The organism is Candidatus Vicinibacter affinis, from assembly GCA_016714365.1.
GTDB lineage: Bacteria > Bacteroidota > Bacteroidia > Chitinophagales > Saprospiraceae > Vicinibacter > Vicinibacter affinis.
Genome location: JADJNH010000005.1, coordinates 1,747,323 through 1,763,659, shown reverse-complemented (window position 1 = coordinate 1,763,659; position 16,337 = coordinate 1,747,323). Strand labels below are relative to the sequence as shown.

Annotated in this window: 13 protein-coding genes; 8 read left to right on the top strand and 5 right to left on the bottom strand. The window is 38.3% G+C overall.

Annotated features, from left to right (window positions below):
* Positions 1-57 precede the first annotated feature (57 nt).
* The 3 genes from IPJ53_06975 to IPJ53_06965 are packed head-to-tail and all read left to right on the top strand — an operon-like array spanning position 58 to position 4,693.
* Positions 58-2,940 carry a glycosyl hydrolase gene (locus tag IPJ53_06975; protein MBK7798835.1) on the top strand — a complete coding sequence of 961 codons (2,883 nt, stop codon included), beginning with the start codon at positions 58-60 and terminating at the stop codon, positions 2,938-2,940.
* The gene (locus tag IPJ53_06970) at positions 2,940-3,842 is read left to right on the top strand and encodes an ABC transporter ATP-binding protein (protein ID MBK7798834.1); all 903 of its coding nucleotides are present in this window, start codon (positions 2,940-2,942) and stop codon (positions 3,840-3,842) included. The genes IPJ53_06975 and IPJ53_06970 overlap by 1 nt, the downstream gene beginning before the upstream one ends.
* Before the next feature lie 41 nt (positions 3,843-3,883).
* Entirely contained in the window at positions 3,884-4,693 is an 810-nt protein-coding gene (locus tag IPJ53_06965) for an ABC transporter permease (protein ID MBK7798833.1), read from the top strand.
* Positions 4,694-5,167: 474 nt separating this feature from the next.
* On the opposite strand, the gene IPJ53_06960 is transcribed toward IPJ53_06965, so the two are convergent.
* From IPJ53_06960 to IPJ53_06950, 3 genes are all read right to left on the bottom strand, one after another.
* On the bottom strand, positions 5,168-5,431 hold the full coding sequence (locus IPJ53_06960) for an IS110 family transposase (protein MBK7798832.1): 264 nt from the start codon (positions 5,429-5,431) through the stop codon (positions 5,168-5,170).
* Positions 5,432-5,637: 206 nt separating this feature from the next.
* Complete coding sequence (locus IPJ53_06955; GenBank protein ID MBK7798831.1) at positions 5,638-5,862, bottom strand: hypothetical protein; 225 nt, start codon at positions 5,860-5,862, stop codon at positions 5,638-5,640.
* An 8-nt stretch (positions 5,863-5,870) separates the two neighbouring features.
* A complete protein-coding gene (locus IPJ53_06950) occupies positions 5,871-6,239 on the bottom strand; it encodes a transposase (GenBank protein ID MBK7798830.1) in 369 nt (122 codons plus the stop codon).
* A gap of 741 nt (positions 6,240-6,980) precedes the next feature.
* On the opposite strand from IPJ53_06950, the gene IPJ53_06945 reads away from it, so the two are divergent.
* The 4 genes from IPJ53_06945 (at position 6,981) to IPJ53_06930 (ending at position 11,297) form a co-directional block, all read left to right on the top strand.
* A complete protein-coding gene (locus tag IPJ53_06945; GenBank protein ID MBK7798829.1) occupies positions 6,981-8,030 on the top strand; it encodes a hypothetical protein in 1,050 nt (349 codons plus the stop codon).
* Between the two features lie 24 nt (positions 8,031-8,054).
* A complete protein-coding gene (locus tag IPJ53_06940) occupies positions 8,055-9,530 on the top strand; it encodes an MBOAT family protein (protein ID MBK7798828.1) in 1,476 nt (491 codons plus the stop codon).
* Positions 9,531-10,408: 878 nt separating this feature from the next.
* Positions 10,409-10,999, top strand: coding sequence for a hypothetical protein (locus IPJ53_06935; protein ID MBK7798827.1), 591 nt, complete (start codon positions 10,409-10,411; stop codon positions 10,997-10,999).
* Between the two features lie 43 nt (positions 11,000-11,042).
* The gene (locus IPJ53_06930) at positions 11,043-11,297 is read left to right on the top strand and encodes a hypothetical protein (protein ID MBK7798826.1); all 255 of its coding nucleotides are present in this window, start codon (positions 11,043-11,045) and stop codon (positions 11,295-11,297) included.
* 627 nt (positions 11,298-11,924) lie between these two features.
* Here IPJ53_06930 and IPJ53_06925 read toward each other — a convergent pair.
* Both IPJ53_06925 and IPJ53_06920 read right to left on the bottom strand, forming a co-directional pair.
* On the bottom strand, positions 11,925-14,303 hold the full coding sequence (locus IPJ53_06925; GenBank protein ID MBK7798825.1) for a T9SS type A sorting domain-containing protein: 2,379 nt from the start codon (positions 14,301-14,303) through the stop codon (positions 11,925-11,927).
* A 53-nt stretch (positions 14,304-14,356) separates the two neighbouring features.
* Positions 14,357-15,733 carry a T9SS type A sorting domain-containing protein gene (locus tag IPJ53_06920; protein MBK7798824.1) on the bottom strand — a complete coding sequence of 459 codons (1,377 nt, stop codon included), beginning with the start codon at positions 15,731-15,733 and terminating at the stop codon, positions 14,357-14,359.
* A 210-nt stretch (positions 15,734-15,943) separates the two neighbouring features.
* Between IPJ53_06920 and IPJ53_06915 the strand changes: the two genes are divergently transcribed.
* Positions 15,944-16,336, top strand: coding sequence for a cytochrome c maturation protein CcmE (locus IPJ53_06915; GenBank protein MBK7798823.1), 393 nt, complete (start codon positions 15,944-15,946; stop codon positions 16,334-16,336).
* The last annotated feature ends 1 nt before the right edge of the window (position 16,337 follow it).

The following is a 16,337-nucleotide window of genomic DNA, read 5'->3' as shown; positions in this document are numbered from 1 at the left end:
GATACCTTGTCGAAAAAATAATTTTCTCTTCTTTTCTGCCTTTAAATTCGCCCCAACATGCTTATTACTTTCAATTTCATGGCAAAAAAATGTCTGCAAGTGTTGATTCTCATGGCTTTCATTTCTATAGTGAATGCACAGGATTCAAATCCCCCATCCCGACTGCAAGCCTTGCAGCAACGTCAAAAAATATCTGCGACCTCTCTTTCCCATCAAATTCCTATCCGCAACATCGGGCCCACAGTATTCGGAGGTAGAGTGGTAGACATTGAAGCCAATCCTGATCGCCCTGAGGAATTTTATGTGGCATTTGCCTCGGGAGGCCTTTGGCACACCAACAACAATGGAGCAAGCTTTAGTCCGCTCTTTGATCATGAGGCTGTGATGACCATTGGAGACCTCGCTATTGACTGGCCAAGAAAAATCATTTATCTGGGCACCGGAGAGAACAACTCCAGTCGTTCCTCGTATGCAGGCTGCGGCATTTATAAATCTTATGATTTGGGTAAAACCTGGATTCACCTTGGTCTGGAAGAAACACAACACATTGGAAAAATCATACTTGACCCCGGCGATACAAACAGGGTTTATGTTGCAGCACTTGGACATCTGTATTCCGAAAATCCTGATCGGGGTTTGTATACAAGTTCCGATGCTGGGAGAACCTGGAAGAGAAACCTTTTCATAAACGACAGTACCGGCATCATTGACCTGGTAATGGATCCTCTTGATCCTTCCATTTTGTATGCTTCCAGCTGGACACGCACCAGAAGAGCCTGGAATTTGAATGAGTCCGGCCAGGGATCAGGAATCTACAAAACCAATGATTACGGCTTGCATTGGAAATTACTTACTGATTCTTCCTCCGGTTTTCCACATGGAGCTTTTGTGGGTAGGATTGGACTCAGCATTTATCATGCAGGTACCCAACAAATTATTTATGCTTTGCTGGACAATCATGAACGAAGACCTGCAGATTCCGAAAAAAAAATCGGATTGCACAAGGATGTTTTTAAAAAAATGACCAAAGAAGAATTTCTTAAAATTAAAGATGATTCACTTGAAATTTTTCTTCGGGATAAAAATTTTGATGCTGACTATACAGCTGCTTCTGTAAAAAAATTAATTCGCCAGGACAAAATACTTCCTGCTCATCTTGCCGAGTATCTTGAAGACGGAAATTCACGTTTATTTGATACCCCCATAAAAGGCGGTGAACTTTATGCTTCTACAGATGCCGGAAAAACTTGGCATAAAACGCATGAAGGATTTTTGGATGGAATTTATTTTACCTACGGATATTATTTTGGTCAGGTCAGGCTCAACCCAAAAAATCCGCAACATGTTATTTTGTTGGGTTATCCATTGATCAGTTCTGCGGATGGTGGAAAAACTTTTCATTCGATTGAGAATGACAATCAGCATGTGGACCACCATGCGCTCTGGATAAATCCCGCAAATCCTTTTCACATGATCAATGGAAATGACGGTGGCATCAACATTACTTATGACGGTGGAAACAATTGGCTACGATGCACGCATCCTCCGGTGGGACAATTTTATTCCATAAATTATGACCTCGAAGAAGATTATCATGTCTATGGAGGTGCCCAAGACAATGGGGTTTGGAAAGGTCCTTCCGGAAATAAAATTTCCAATGGCTGGCAACTTTATGGCAAATATCCTCATGAAGTTTTGCTGGGTGGTGACGGCATGCAAACTGAAGTAGACCCGACCGACAGCAAAATAATTTACACGGGTTTTCAATTTGGCAATTATTTCAGAATTGATAAAAATTTTGGCACAACCAGCAGAATTACGCCTAAACACAAACTGGGTGAAAGGCCCTATCGGTGGAATTGGCAGACGCCTATACTTTTGTCTTCGCACAACAGCGACATACTGTACATGGGTTCAAATTTTTTGCACCGATCTATGAATCAAGGCAGAAAATTTGAAATCATTTCACCTGATCTCACCAAAGGAAACACCCAAGGTGATGTGCCGTTCGGGACCATTACCACCATCTCTGAGTCAAAATTAAAATTTGGCTTACTCTATACCGGCAGTGACGATGGTGAAGTTTATGTAAGCAAAGATGGGGGAGATAATTGGAATAAAATAAATGAAGGAATACCACAGGATAAATACGTGTCCAAAATTCTTGCCTCCACACATGTCAAACAAAAAGTTTATCTCTGTCTCAACAATTATCGCCGGGATGATTTCGAATCCATGTTGTATGTATCTGAAAATTATGGTGCAAATTGGAAGCGAATTGGAATGAATCTTCCTGCTGAACCATTGAATGTAGTTTGCGAAGACCCCGAGCATCCGAACTTACTCTACGCAGGCAGTGATCATGGTGTTTATTATTCATTGGACAATGGAATTAATTTTTCATTATTGAGTGAGCAACTTCCATTTGTTCCCATTCATGATCTGAAAGTTCATCCAAAAGCGAAAGAGTTGATCATAGGTACACATGGGCGTTCTGTATTTATTGCAGATGTAAGTGTTCTGCAACAATTATCTGACAGCAATTTGCAGAAAGAAATTATGCTGTTTGAACCTGATGAAATAAAATTTAACAACGATTGGGGAAAAAAGAAAAATGTGTATACTCCTGCAGACAGTCTTCAAATCCCCCTTAGTGTGTATTCCAAATCATCAGGAGAGGCGGAAGTAAAAATAATGTTCCAAAATATTACGCTCAATAAGAAAAAATGGATGTTGACCAGGGGAATAAATCAACTACAGTTGGATGGTCATATAGAATCTTCTTCAATTGCCAACTTCTTAAAAGAATATAAAAAAGAAAACAAAGAATACCGATTCCCAGAAACCGATGACAAAAAAAATTATCTTCCAAAAGGCCTGTACAAAATTAAAATTAACAAAGCCGGTATTTCGGAAGAAAAAAACTTAAAAATAAAATAATGCAGGACAGTTTACTCTCCATTCAAAACCTTTCCAAATCTTATGGGAAGATAAAAGCCTTAAAAGGTCTTGACATCGAAATCAAACCGGGTAAGGTTTATGGTTTGCTGGGACCCAATGGAAGCGGAAAATCTACCACCCTGGGAATTGTACTGGACATCATAGAATCAGATCAGGGGCAATTCAATTGGTTTAAAAATAAATATGGACAGCAATACCGAAAACATATTGGTGCCACGCTGGAAACGCCCAATTTTTTTCCCTACCTGGATGCAATGGACAATCTTGAAATAGTTGCCCACATCAAACAAATTGAAAGTCCTGATTATACATCTGCCTTGAAACTCGTGAATCTTTACGAACGAAGAAATTCTCCCTTCAAGACGTACTCCTTTGGAATGAGACAACGTCTTGCCATTGCTGCGGCACTGTTGGGAGATCCGGAAGTGGTCATTTTTGATGAACCCACCAATGGTCTTGACCCACAGGGCATCGCGGAGATCCGTGACATCCTCATTAAAATAAGTAGGACCGGTAAAACCATTTTTATGGCCAGTCATATTTTGGATGAGGTAGAAAAAATTTGTTCTGATGTCATCATACTCAACAAAGGACAATTACTGGCTCAGGGAACTGTTGGCTCTGTGATGGATACCAATTTGATCATTGAAATTTCCTGTGACGACCTTGAAAAAGCGCAATCCATCCTGCTGCACATGCCCGGAATAAAATCTGCGGAAATAGCCGGACAGAATTTAATACTGAGTTGTGAACAGGACATCAAAACTTCCATGATTAATAAATACGCTTTTGAACAGGGAATTTTACTCAGCAGCCTGAACATTAAAAAGACCAGGCTGGAAGATGAATTTCTGGAAATTGTAAAAGAGCACAACAGCTAAAATTCAAATGTCTTTCAAAAGAAAATTAAAGCAACTATAATATGGGATATCTCTTAAAACTGGAATGGTTAAAAAATCGTAAGAATACCGTTTTCATCCTGATTTGTTTCAGCTATCTTGTAATGTTGCCAGGCACCATGATGATCGGCAAAAGTGTAAACCCTATGCCGCCTGTATTGCCGGGAAATTTTATCTTCTTTGAGTTTCCAACCAACTGGGATTTCTTTGCCTATGCAGGATCCTGGCTTGCATTCTTTATGTTTGGTTTTTTTGCAGTGTATACCGTAACTTCAGAATACAGTTTCAAAACACTGCGACAATCCATCATCAACGGTCTCCAACGCAATCAGTTCGTGTCAGCAAAATTGCTCTTCATACTCATGATGTGTGTGGGTGCTACTCTGTATTATATCCTATGCGTACTTGCCTGCGGTTACATCCATGAACCACACACCAAACTGGATTTCGCATTTGATCAGCCACTGATCATCCTGAAATTTTTCCTGATGAATATTTCATACGGAGTTTTTGGTTTGCTGTTGGGATTTTTACTGCGACGTTCAGGGTTGGCACTTTTCACCTACATGATTTACATCATGATGTTGGAGCCCTTCATCAGATGGGTCCTGGTACAAAAATACATACACAAGTCTGCGCACATTTATTTCCCCATGAATGTTTTTGAAGATCTCACCCCCCTACCCTTTTACAGAATGATGCCAGAACAGTTCAAGACTGCCGGTGGAGCCATGGCCCTTGTGCCGGATCATATTTCAATACCTTTGAGCATTGGGTATATTTTTGTTTTTATTTGGGGCATGTATTATCTAATCAATAAACGAGATCTTTAGTAGCAAATTGCCAACCAACAGCCATCTGGAAATATTATCAAAATTGCCCCACTTTATTAATGTTCTATTGGTTTATATTTAGTTGTCTAAAAAGTAAACTGGTTGAAATATCGTAGTTGCTGATGGTAATGTAATACAAATTTTATTCTGGTCAAGCCAATAATTTGGAGAAAAACCTGTTTTGAGGACTTCGTTATTCACTAAAGTTGTACTAAATTCCATCTGATTATCCTTGTTCTTTTTTGTCTCTTAAGTAACTACATTTCAACTATCTGTAAACCAAGGTTTTTAGCTTGTCGTTTTAACTTCTTAATTTGATTTTCTTTAAACCCATCCATATATTTTTCGATTGGTATTGGGTTAAATTTAACCCTTTCTTTTACCATTTTATAAAAAATAGCCGCAATTTTTCTTGCAGTCGCAACAATTGCTTTTGGCGCCCCATTTTTGCTTTTATACGATTATAAAACATCGCTAACCAATTTTTGCTACGCTGTATGGCAAACGCCGCCATTCTAAATATTTGACCTGCGTGGTTTTTCTTTTTGGAATCCGGCTACTTAATACTTTCCCTCCTGATATTTTATTATTCGGCGCTAAGTTTAACCATGATGTAAAGTGTTTTACCGTTGGCCATTTACTCATATCTAATCCGACTTCGCTTATAATTTCTATAGCATTTGTTTCCGTAATCCCAAAAATTTCTGCTAAATCCGTCCCCGTTAGTTCGTACAACATTTCCTTTCCGTTAAAATTCAAATTATTTTTATTACTCTTTTCTTTTTTTTGGGGCTCCACAAATGTATCTACTCCGGATTTTTCACGAAGATGCTCTTCTATTTTAGCATCGCATTCCTTTTAGCTTAAGCATGATAGAATTGATATATTGAATAACTTTGCTCTAGTTCAAAAACGTTTCTCTTTCCAAACCCCCGTTAAGGATTTTATAATACCCTCTTTTTATGGGCTCTAATTCTACTATCGCAACAAGATGCTAATATCTCTGCGTTTCGTTCACCAGCTATGATGGATTTTACAATCTCTTGTCCAGATTTACCTGTAATATCCGCAATAACATGTTGTATTTTAATATTCATTTGTTCTAAAGCTTTATGCATCATGCGAATATGTGTAGCTGACATTTCAATTAAATTTTTTCGATGACGCATATATGCTCTTAATTTACGAGTAAACTTATCGGGTTGAAAACTTGCAGATAATAATCCGCAACTGTGTAATTGACGTATCCAATCAGCATCGCTAACATCTGTTTTCTTCCTCTTACATTTTTTACATGTTTAGCTGTAACTAATACAACATCAAAACCCGCATCTTCTAATACTAAAAATAAACTTACCCAGTAAATACCGGTAGCTTCCATAGCAACTGTATCTACTTTGCATTCTTTTAAAAACACAACTAGGGCGTGTAAGTCTTCAGTAAAGGCGCCAAAGGCTCTTATTGGTTTTTCAGTGGATTCAGGATTAACTGCTACATAATGTTCTTTGCTTGATATATCTATACCTGCCGCGTTAGGATAAATAATCGGAAATGCTTTTGTTTTTTTTTTTTTTCATTTTCTTAAAATTTTAAAGTGAATAAAACGAAAGCAGTGTTAAGGTTCTGAGTAATTATCGTATAAGCTCTTAAACGGGGTTTCGCCAAAGGCGAACCACCAAAATGGATTGTCATTCAAAGAACACTACCAAACTTGATAAGGGGCTGAGAGCACCATAACACAAAACGGTTTTTGTAAACACTGCTTTACATCTCGCAAGTTACTTTAAAGGATTGAGAGCGGAGCCGCTGTTATAAACTTGATACAAAAAAGAACCAAAAAAAATCAAGGCTGTTTTCATTTCTTAACGCAAAAACTGATCTAAAAAGCTAAACAAAATAAACTCGCCATAAGCAGCAATAATAGCTCTAGGCCTTACTGTTATAAATTCATTGGCTTATCTGCAGGCGAGCTCAAACAGTATTTTGTTTTGAACGCCTTTTAAATCAGTTTTAGCTAAAATGAAAAAGGCCGAGCTAAATTTCTCATTCTATAACTATTTGATGAGGTATCAGAATCTGTATAATCTGACTATTTTAGATATTTAATATCTACTTAATCCCCATAAAATTTACCCGACTATTTTATTCGACGGTCAATGCCCTACATACAGTTACTCGATTTTACAATGTATCCAACATTTATAAATCGTGGTTGAAAATTAACTGGAATAATTACATACATTTGAAGCGTGTTAATATTATTTCTATTCCAGTTAATTCTGTCTGCATGTTTCCAAACCCACTTTTAAAAGCTTTTCTCTTGACCATGGCCCTGGTTTCCTTTACCATTATTGGTTGGGAATTGTATTTGCGACAGCAAGGGATAGACCTGTCATACGACGATGAAGAAAGTCTTTGGGCTGATAAGAGGGATCGTGCTATAAGCATGCAGGAGGAGGCCACGGTGTTTGTTGGTTCGTCCCGAAATAAATATGATGTTGACATCAATACCTGGAAATCACTTACCGGAGAAAATTTGATTCAATTATCATGTGTAGGAAGTTCGCCATTGCTCATCCTTCAGGATTTAGCCAATGACAAGCAATTTTCCGGCAAGGTTGTAATCGATGTAACGGAACCCTTATTTTTTTCCATGTCGCCAAGAAATCAAGAAAGACCCTCCAAAAATATAAAGTGGCGAAAAGACAGAACTCCGGCACAGGCATTTAGTTTTCATGTCAACCACTTATTGGAATCCCAATTTGTTTTTCTCGACAAAGACTACTTTTCACTAAATGCATTAATAGATAAAATAAAATTACCCAACAGACCCGGTGTTTTTGTTTTTCCGGAATTTCCTTTTGGATTTGAGCGGGTAAGTTTTGACCGTCAAAATTACATGTCTGCAAACTTTGTACAGGATACCCACAAGCACCAACAAGTAAGAGATGTGTGGACCTTTGTAAAAAAGATCAGTAAAGATCCACCTGTTCAAGGACCTAAACTCGATTCTATTTTAAATCAGGTTAAAGAAAATGTGTCCCAAATATTATCCAGAGGCGGACAAGTAATTTTCATTCGCACTCCTTCCAGCGGAATCATGTTGGAAAGTGAGTATAAAAATTATCCAAGACAAGAATATTGGGAAAAATTATTGAGTACCACAAAATGTCAAGGAATCCATTTTGCTGATTATCCTCCCATTGCACATTTCATTTGTCCGGAATGGTCTCACCTTACTCCGGAGGATGCTTTGGTTTACACAAAAAACTTAGTGCATATTTTAAAAAATGAAAAGGGCTGGAGATTTAAAAACGATTCCGCAATAATTAATTAAGTTCTCACCACCAACTTAGACGACATGGTTTTTAATTCATATACTTTTATTGTTTTCTTTCTGGTTATGTTGTTATTGCATAATCTGCCTTTCAGCTGGAAAGTCAAAAAAATAAATTTACTGATCGCCAGCTACCTCTTTTATGCTGCCTGGAATCCACCTTTCATTTTATTGCTGTGGCTGTCTACCGTGGTAGATTTTTATGTAGGCAAGGCATTGTTTACGCAGGAAAATAAATACAAGAAAAAATTATTGTTGGTCATCAGTCTCATTGGAAATCTTGGCATGTTGTGCTTTTTTAAATACGGCACTTTCATTTTAGAAAATTTCACCTTGCTGGTGAACCTGGTTGGTTTCGATTTTCATCCGGCCAAACCGAACATCATACTCCCAGCCGGAATTTCATTCTATACGTTTACCACCTTGTGTTACACCATTGATATGTACTACAAAAAAAGTGAACCGGTAAAATCGATGCTGGACTTTTCATTATTTGTTACTTTTTTTCCACATCTGGTTGCCGGACCAATTGTCCGTCCACCCCAACTCGTTCCACAATTTGAACATCCAAAACAAGCAACCATGCAACAACTTATGCAAGGGCTGCTGTTGCTGAGTTTGGGATTATTTATGAAGGTCGTTCTCGCAGACAGTATGCTGGCAGAATCCGCCAACAAAGTTTTTGATTCGAAAGATGTCTTAAGTACATTAGATGCATGGATGGGTGTCTTGGCCTTTAGTGGTCAGATCTTTTGTGATTTTGCAGGATATTCTACCTGCGCCATTGGCGTGGCGGCTTGTCTGGGATTCATACTTCCCCATAATTTTCTATATCCATACGCGGCGATTGGTTTCTCTGATTTTTGGCGGCGATGGCACATTACTTTATCTGCCTGGCTCAGAGATTATCTTTACATTCCGCTGGGTGGAAATCGGAGTGGCCTATTCAGATCCTACCTGAACATTATGATCACCATGTTGCTGGGCGGTCTGTGGCACGGAGCAAATTGGACATTTGTGGTATGGGGGGCTTTGCATGGATTGTATTTATGGGGTGAGAAGACCATCCTGTATTTTAGAAATAAAAAAGTTCCTACAGCGGATGCTGAGGTAGTCATTTCTGAGAAGTCCGGTTCCGGAGAAAAGGTCATGCGGAAAACGTTTCGAAATTTTATGCTTGCAATGGTCACCTTTTTCTTTATAAACGTTACCTGGGTATTTTTTCGGGCGCAGGATTTTAGCACCGCCTGGCGACTACTGACCTCTATGTTTTATCAAGCTCCGGACGCAAAGACGCTGCTTCATACCATGAGCATGGTAAAAATTTGCATCATCACAACAGGACTGATTAGTTTCCATTGGATGATGCGCAATACATTGGTGCTGCAAGTCGTGGAAAAAATGTCATGGTGGTTATTGGCATTCTTTTGGTCACTGATTCTGATCCTTTTAATACTGAGTCAGGAGAGCAGCAGTTCATTTATTTATTTTCAATTTTAAACCTCTTTGAAATAAATTTTCGCTTAAAAAAAATGGATGAAAAATAAGTTGTGCTATTCATACTCAAAATCTGGTGGTAAGTTAAACTTACAGTATACATTGATTAAGGTATTGCTATCCAATATATAATCATACACATTACAGATTGCCCCTTGGTGTTAAAGGACAAGCTTTAAGTTTTATCAAATAATCAGTTTTATAATCTTCAAGCTTTTGTATTTATCAAGTTCGATTCGAAATTCGATATAATTAATTAAATTTGTACCGAGTCCAAGTTGCAAGACCCATTAATGAAAAAAATAATGCATGTGGTGGCGTTTATCTAGCAATTGATTTGGGAGTGCAAATTTCCATGTGAATAAATTTTTATTAAATGAAAATAATTTATATTAAAACGTAATATGTTTTGTAACTCAACTTAATAATACACTATGGTAACAGCTATGTAGCAAATTGTTATGACTTCAAAGAAGCTTTAAGGTAAGCGTGATCAAATTATAATCAATTTTTTATGGTGCTAAGAACCCTGATAAAGACCATCTCATACAAGTGATATAGCTCCAAAGTTTGTAAAATGGATACATGGAATCCAGTGAATGCTTAAAACATCTTGGGTCCAACAAATTCTTTAGTGTCAAATTGCGTTCAGTTAGCAGAAAAATGGCAAAACAAAGCAAAGTCGTAAAAAGACAAATTTAAGTGTTATATTTGTCTAAAGAATAATTATGTTTAAACACCTTTCTCTTTCTTTCTTATTAATTAATTTCAACCTAATTCAACTGCAAGCACAGGGGGACACGCTTATAGAATATTTCACCTACGATTCTGATGAGCTTGTCAATAAATCTGGATTAATGAATCACTTATAATCCATTGTTATGAGAATTAAACTAACAATCATTTCATTATTCATCACACTCCTTTCCTGTCACAAAGAAATACCCATTCAAGAGGAGCCCTGTATTGAAACAGAGCAGATTATCGATTCGACAACTAAAGTTTTTACTAGCAAAAACTGGAAGTATGAAAACCATGCTTATGCACTTAAAATAAATGATACTTCACATTTTAAATCAGATGGCTTCAGGTATGATAACGGTAAATCTTTAGGAATTGGTCTTACCGGCCGAAGTGAAGATAGTTTAATTTATGAAATAATAATTACATATAACATACCTTTTGAGATTGGCTGCTATAATATAGCCTACCCTCATATTAACCAAACATTGGGTATAGGCAGTGAATATTCCACCAACGATGATGATGTCATCATTGATGCATATTACACGGATACAGCCGCTTTGAATAACCGGATCGAGATCACAACACTAGATACGATCAATAAAATCGTGGAAGGTTATTTTGCTATAAGTTATATCTACGCCAACAAGAGGCCCAAGCGCAACCCAAATGAGCCTTATCGTATACGATTTTTCAACGGTTATTTCAAAGGAGTTTATTATGAATAATCCATGGAATCATATACTACAGCAGAAGTTAATCTCCTAGAATATGAATTTTCGAATCCAAAAATCAATTCTACTAATAGTTATTCTGGCTAGCTTCAATTGTCACAAAGAAGTTCTAATCCAGAAGGAACCCTGTATTAAGTCAGAAGCAATTACTGATTCTATTACTAAAGTATTGGTATTTGAAAAGAAAGAGTGGCCAGAGGGATATGGAAATGCAATAAAAATTAACAAATTAGGCTGGTTTAAAAGTTCAGGTAGGTTATATGAGGATAGAAAAAAATTTGGTTTTTTTTAAAAAGTTATGATACAAGAAATGTATTTGTAGAGTCAATAAGTATTACCAATATTGAATTCGAATTGGGTTGTTATGACATACTTTCTAATGACTACAATAATAAAAAAATTATCTATTCTGACTTTTGCACCCATGATAATGACGTGATTATCGATGAATATAAATTGGATACAACTGCTATTAATAAGTTAGAAATATTGCAAATTGATACCATCAACTAGATCATAGAAGGAAAATTTGCAATTAGTTTTGTATATGCCAATAATAGGCCAAAACGCAATCAATTTGAACCCGACAAAATAAGATTCTTTAATGGGTATTTCAAGGGACTATATTTTGATTAAATCAAAGTTTAATTTATTGGATTGAATGCAGTCTTCAAGATTACAATTTGTCAACCATTCTATTCATTGTAACCATTTTGCAATCTCTTAACATGTCTGGGGCAATTAATATACTTTATCTCTTTGATATTCAAATTAAATTAAAAAGTCAGCATTTATTAAAGCATTTTAAATAAATGAAATCTGAATTTGCTAAAATCTAATTAATTAATTCAGTAAAATCGTCCCCCCCTCACTTTACACAATCCACAACACCGTTTTTATATTAACAACCAAACTACTTTTACCCTCCTGTTCCCTTAACTAATTTTAAAATCTTTTTCTTTCCATCCATGCCTGTGTAGCACACCATGTAAATTCCGGAATGTACGATTACTGACGTACCGAGATCGATGGTATAGAATAAGGAATTGCTTTCGGGAATTTGGTGGGACCACAATTTTAGACCGGTCAGATCAAAGACCTCAATTTGTCCACCTGCCTGTTGATCAAATCTTAAAAGCAACTGTGCCTGTTCTTTGAATGGATTGGGTTGAATGGAAAAATGAATTAGATTTTCAGATTGCGTTCTTTCCTTGGTATTCAAAGTTGAAAAACAATCATTGTTGTTTCGGGTAGAACGGGTGACAAGATTTTCAGCTGAAAATGAAAATTTATATTCTTTACAACTTCTGATGTACCTGCCATACCAGACACAATCTCCTTTCCTGACTTCTACACTTAGATTGTCGTAATAAGGGCCCATGAGCATCACATAAGATCCGGTTGCGCCATTGGACCATTTGATTTGATATTGGGTAGGATCAATCAGTTGTCCGTTTAATTCAAAAAGTGCAATGGTGTAATTGCATTCATTTTTACAAATCGACTGACAAATCGCAGGTGGAAAATTCAAATTGTATTTTTTATCATAATCATCTTCGCAGGAGGAGAGTACCAGATTAAAATCCTTGCACGGACCGGTGCAATTCAAGTTAATGGTATCCGTAATTCTGCGTTGACAGATGAGTGCATATTCGATGGATTTCGGGACTCCCTTTGGCCAGGAATATATTTTGGAGGTGAGACTCATTATTCTGCCATCCTGAACGACAATCGGATTTCGATTGATGATGGAATAAGCCGATTGTGTTGCATTGGCTTTGATGTCCCAAAACAACTCAAAACTACGTGCACCGGCTTGCACAGGTACTCCCAGATGGTTCAGGGCGGTAATTTCTACGGAACCTCCCGGAAGACATTTGCGGATCAAACTGACCGCACAACTGTCCAGTATACAGGACTTAACCTGAACCGTTACCTTGTCGGAGCGTGAACAAGCAGTATCCATGCTCATCAAATAGTAGGTGGTCGTAACAGAAGGAAAAGCTGTCGGATTAGGACATGTGTTGCAAGATAAGCCGGTCGAAGGTGTCCATTCATAATTTACACCCGGTCTTGGATTTTTCAATAGCTGTATGGAGTCGCCCCTGCAAATCAAAAATGAATCTGCAAAAAATGCAGGTTTAAGATTGTTGAAAGTAATTGGTTTGATTAAAGTATCCTGACAACCCTCCTTGGAACGGATAACCAGTCGGATGGTTCCTGTACCGCTGTCCGGTAGATTAAAAACCGGATTCCGCAAGGTTGAGTTTTGAATCGTTGGGCCTGCGGAGACTCTCCAATTCCAACTTACAATGTTAGAAAACGCATCCGTGGATCGATCGGTAAGTTCGAGATGCACGGGATCCTGACAGTTGAACAATTTAACATCAAATTCTGCGACCGGCACGGACATGCAATTGCGCACATTTATCTGGAATTCTCTTTGAAGCTCTGAGATCAATACTCCATCCCGATATTCCTTCACACAGTATGCCACCAGGTATTGTGCAATGGTATTCACAGCGAATCCGGTCATCCTCCCTGTCCTTGCGTCCATTTTTAATACAGGATTTCCCCCAATCATGTCTACAAGACTGTAAGGGGCTTTGAATATTACCGGGTCGTATGGAGGTGAAGAAGGGGTGGATGGTCTGGGATTCATTTGATTGGCTCCTGTCAGTGGATTGCACAAACTGTATACCAGCGAGTCCCCCTCAGGATCTGTGGCCTTTAGGTTAAAATCAATGGGCGTCCCTCCACAAATATAGGTGGGCGGATAATTATTCAATATTGGGCTACTGTTACACAAGCTCAGCGCTTCCTCCCTGATCCTAAGTGAAAAAGTAGATCCTACTGTAAGCGGATCGACAATGTTCACAATGGTATAATTCCGGCAACAGCGCTGATAAGCCAGTATATATCCTTCATCCCTGAATGGCAGGGTGACGATTTCCTTGTAGGTAGTGGTATGAACACAAACATCTCCTCCATTTAATCCACATCGGGTATCCAGGATATCATTCAAAGTATCGTCGAGTCTCAAATTCATTTCCAGGACTCCAAAATTGGCCACCTGGCTAACCAAAAATCCCCTGGAATCGAATATACCTACTGCAGCAGGGTCATCAAACTGAGCCCCGGGATTCCCGTTCAGGCAATCTCGCCGGACCGTCAAAGAAATTTCATATTGGTTATTTCCCAGGCAACGATAAGTCATGTCCCCTCCTACAATGTGTGTGGCCTCCAGATGATTCATCCAAGCTAAAATGCAAGCGAGTGCGTAAATCCAATTCTTCATTCCATTCTTATTTATACCAAACTTAATTGTTTGGATTTGCCGGTAAAACTTGTTTATTTGTTCAGCAAAAAAATCTTTTCTTGCGCAACCATTTTACCTGCCTCATTATAGACCCTGATGAGGTGCAATCCTGATGCTTGACCCAAGAGATTTATTTGCATGAATTGATTATTACCACTTTGGTCAATTTTTATTTGCCGCCCCAATAAATCGGTAAGGGTGATTTTTGAAATCACCTCGTCAACCAATGATTCTATATTCAGGATGTCACTTGCCGGATTAGGAAATATTTTAATTCCGGATGATTCTGCTGCAATTGTTCCGGTCGGACCGGAATTCCAGCTCACTAAATTTTTTCTTTTAGTCTCCAGCGTATTTCTCATGAAGGCAGCCTGATCGGGTGTAAAGAGCACCTGGCATCTTTCTTCTGAGTAATCCATATAATTTTCCCACATATCGGGCAGGTCAGGATTGTTTTCATTACAGGTATTCTTTTCCGGATCACAACCGTCGGTCTGGGAGTTTCCGCCACAATAGGGGGTGTCTTCCATTCCGTCATCTTCCGGAATGCCCTGAGCATTTGTGCAGGATGGAGTCCCCAGCAAAGGGTTTCCTTTGTCTGCCCAGATATGTCTCAATCCCAAATAATGTCCAGTCTCATGTACCAGTGCACGACCTCTGTTCGCAAATGAAAATTCAACAGGCAATGACTTTAAAGTTTCATTGTTGTCGCCAATAAACTGGTATTGCATCACCACCCCATCTGCCCCTACTCCATCGAGGGCATTGGAAGGCCAGTTGGGTAAATCAGCCGGTGGAGTTGCAAAGCCAAGCACTGCAATTTGTTCCTGACCAAAAAAACTCAAAGGCATGTTCACGACCCATACATTCATGTATTTTTCAGTTGGCCATGGATCGGAACCGCCTTTTGCCGCTGATTTCATATCAATGTTGATTCCTCCGGTCAAAGGATTAATGGTAAATTTTTTGGAGGTGGACTTGCGTACGATCCCATTGCTTGCATTGCCATCCGGATCTATGTCAGCGAGGTAAAATTCAATTTCCGAGTCGGCAGCACTTATGCCAAACTGAGATCTTAGTTGATCCTTGTCCTTATTGGTTGCGCGGAATGACTCGTTTAGAATTTCCACTTGTCTGAGGATAACGGAGTCCGGAATGTTCTGAATCTGAACTAAATTGTTCCAAAGCACATGGAACACCATCGGAATCCTCCGAACATCACCAGTCCTTTGATGCAGAGCGGATTTGGTGGAATTAAAGGCTGTTTGCACCGCGTGTTGGTATCCCGGATGGGACTTTTCTGCCTGAGACATCAACTGCACATGTCCGCAACGTTCCATTGGAATTTGAGCCTCTAAACTGATTTGGCAGCCAATTAAAAGAATTGCTGATCTTAGAAATCTTCTCATATTGATTTTTGTTACAATATTAAAGATAAAATATGAAATGCCCGTTATTTAACAATTCACTGAATTCTTCTGTTAGTGAATCAATAAAATGGGTATTCAAGGCTTAGTTTTTAACAATTTCCCGGGTGATGATTAACATTTGCCTAAGGTTGTTTAGACTTGGATCAAGGCTGATTGATTAGATTCGTCATAAAAGTTTAATTTTGTATCATGAAAAGATCGTTTATTATTGGTTTGATTCTTATCGGAGTGGCCATTGCTGTTTTAGTTTCTGCCTCCAAGGACATCACCAGTTATGCCAGTTTTAAAGATGCGAGGTCCACAGGACGTTTGGTGAAAATTGTAGGCCAATTGGCAAAAGAAAAGGACATGGTCTACGATCCGGTAAAAGACCCTAATCATTTTAGTTTCTATGTAACCGATAAATCAGGAGAAACCTTGAAAGTTATCCTCAATGCTGCCAAACCTCAGGATTTTGAATTATCTGAGCAAATTGTGGTAACCGGAAAAATGCAGGATGGTGTTTTTATGGCAAAGGATGTTTTGTTAAAATGTCCATCCAAGTACAAAGACGAAGAAGTCTATATCAAAAGCGAAAGTTAAT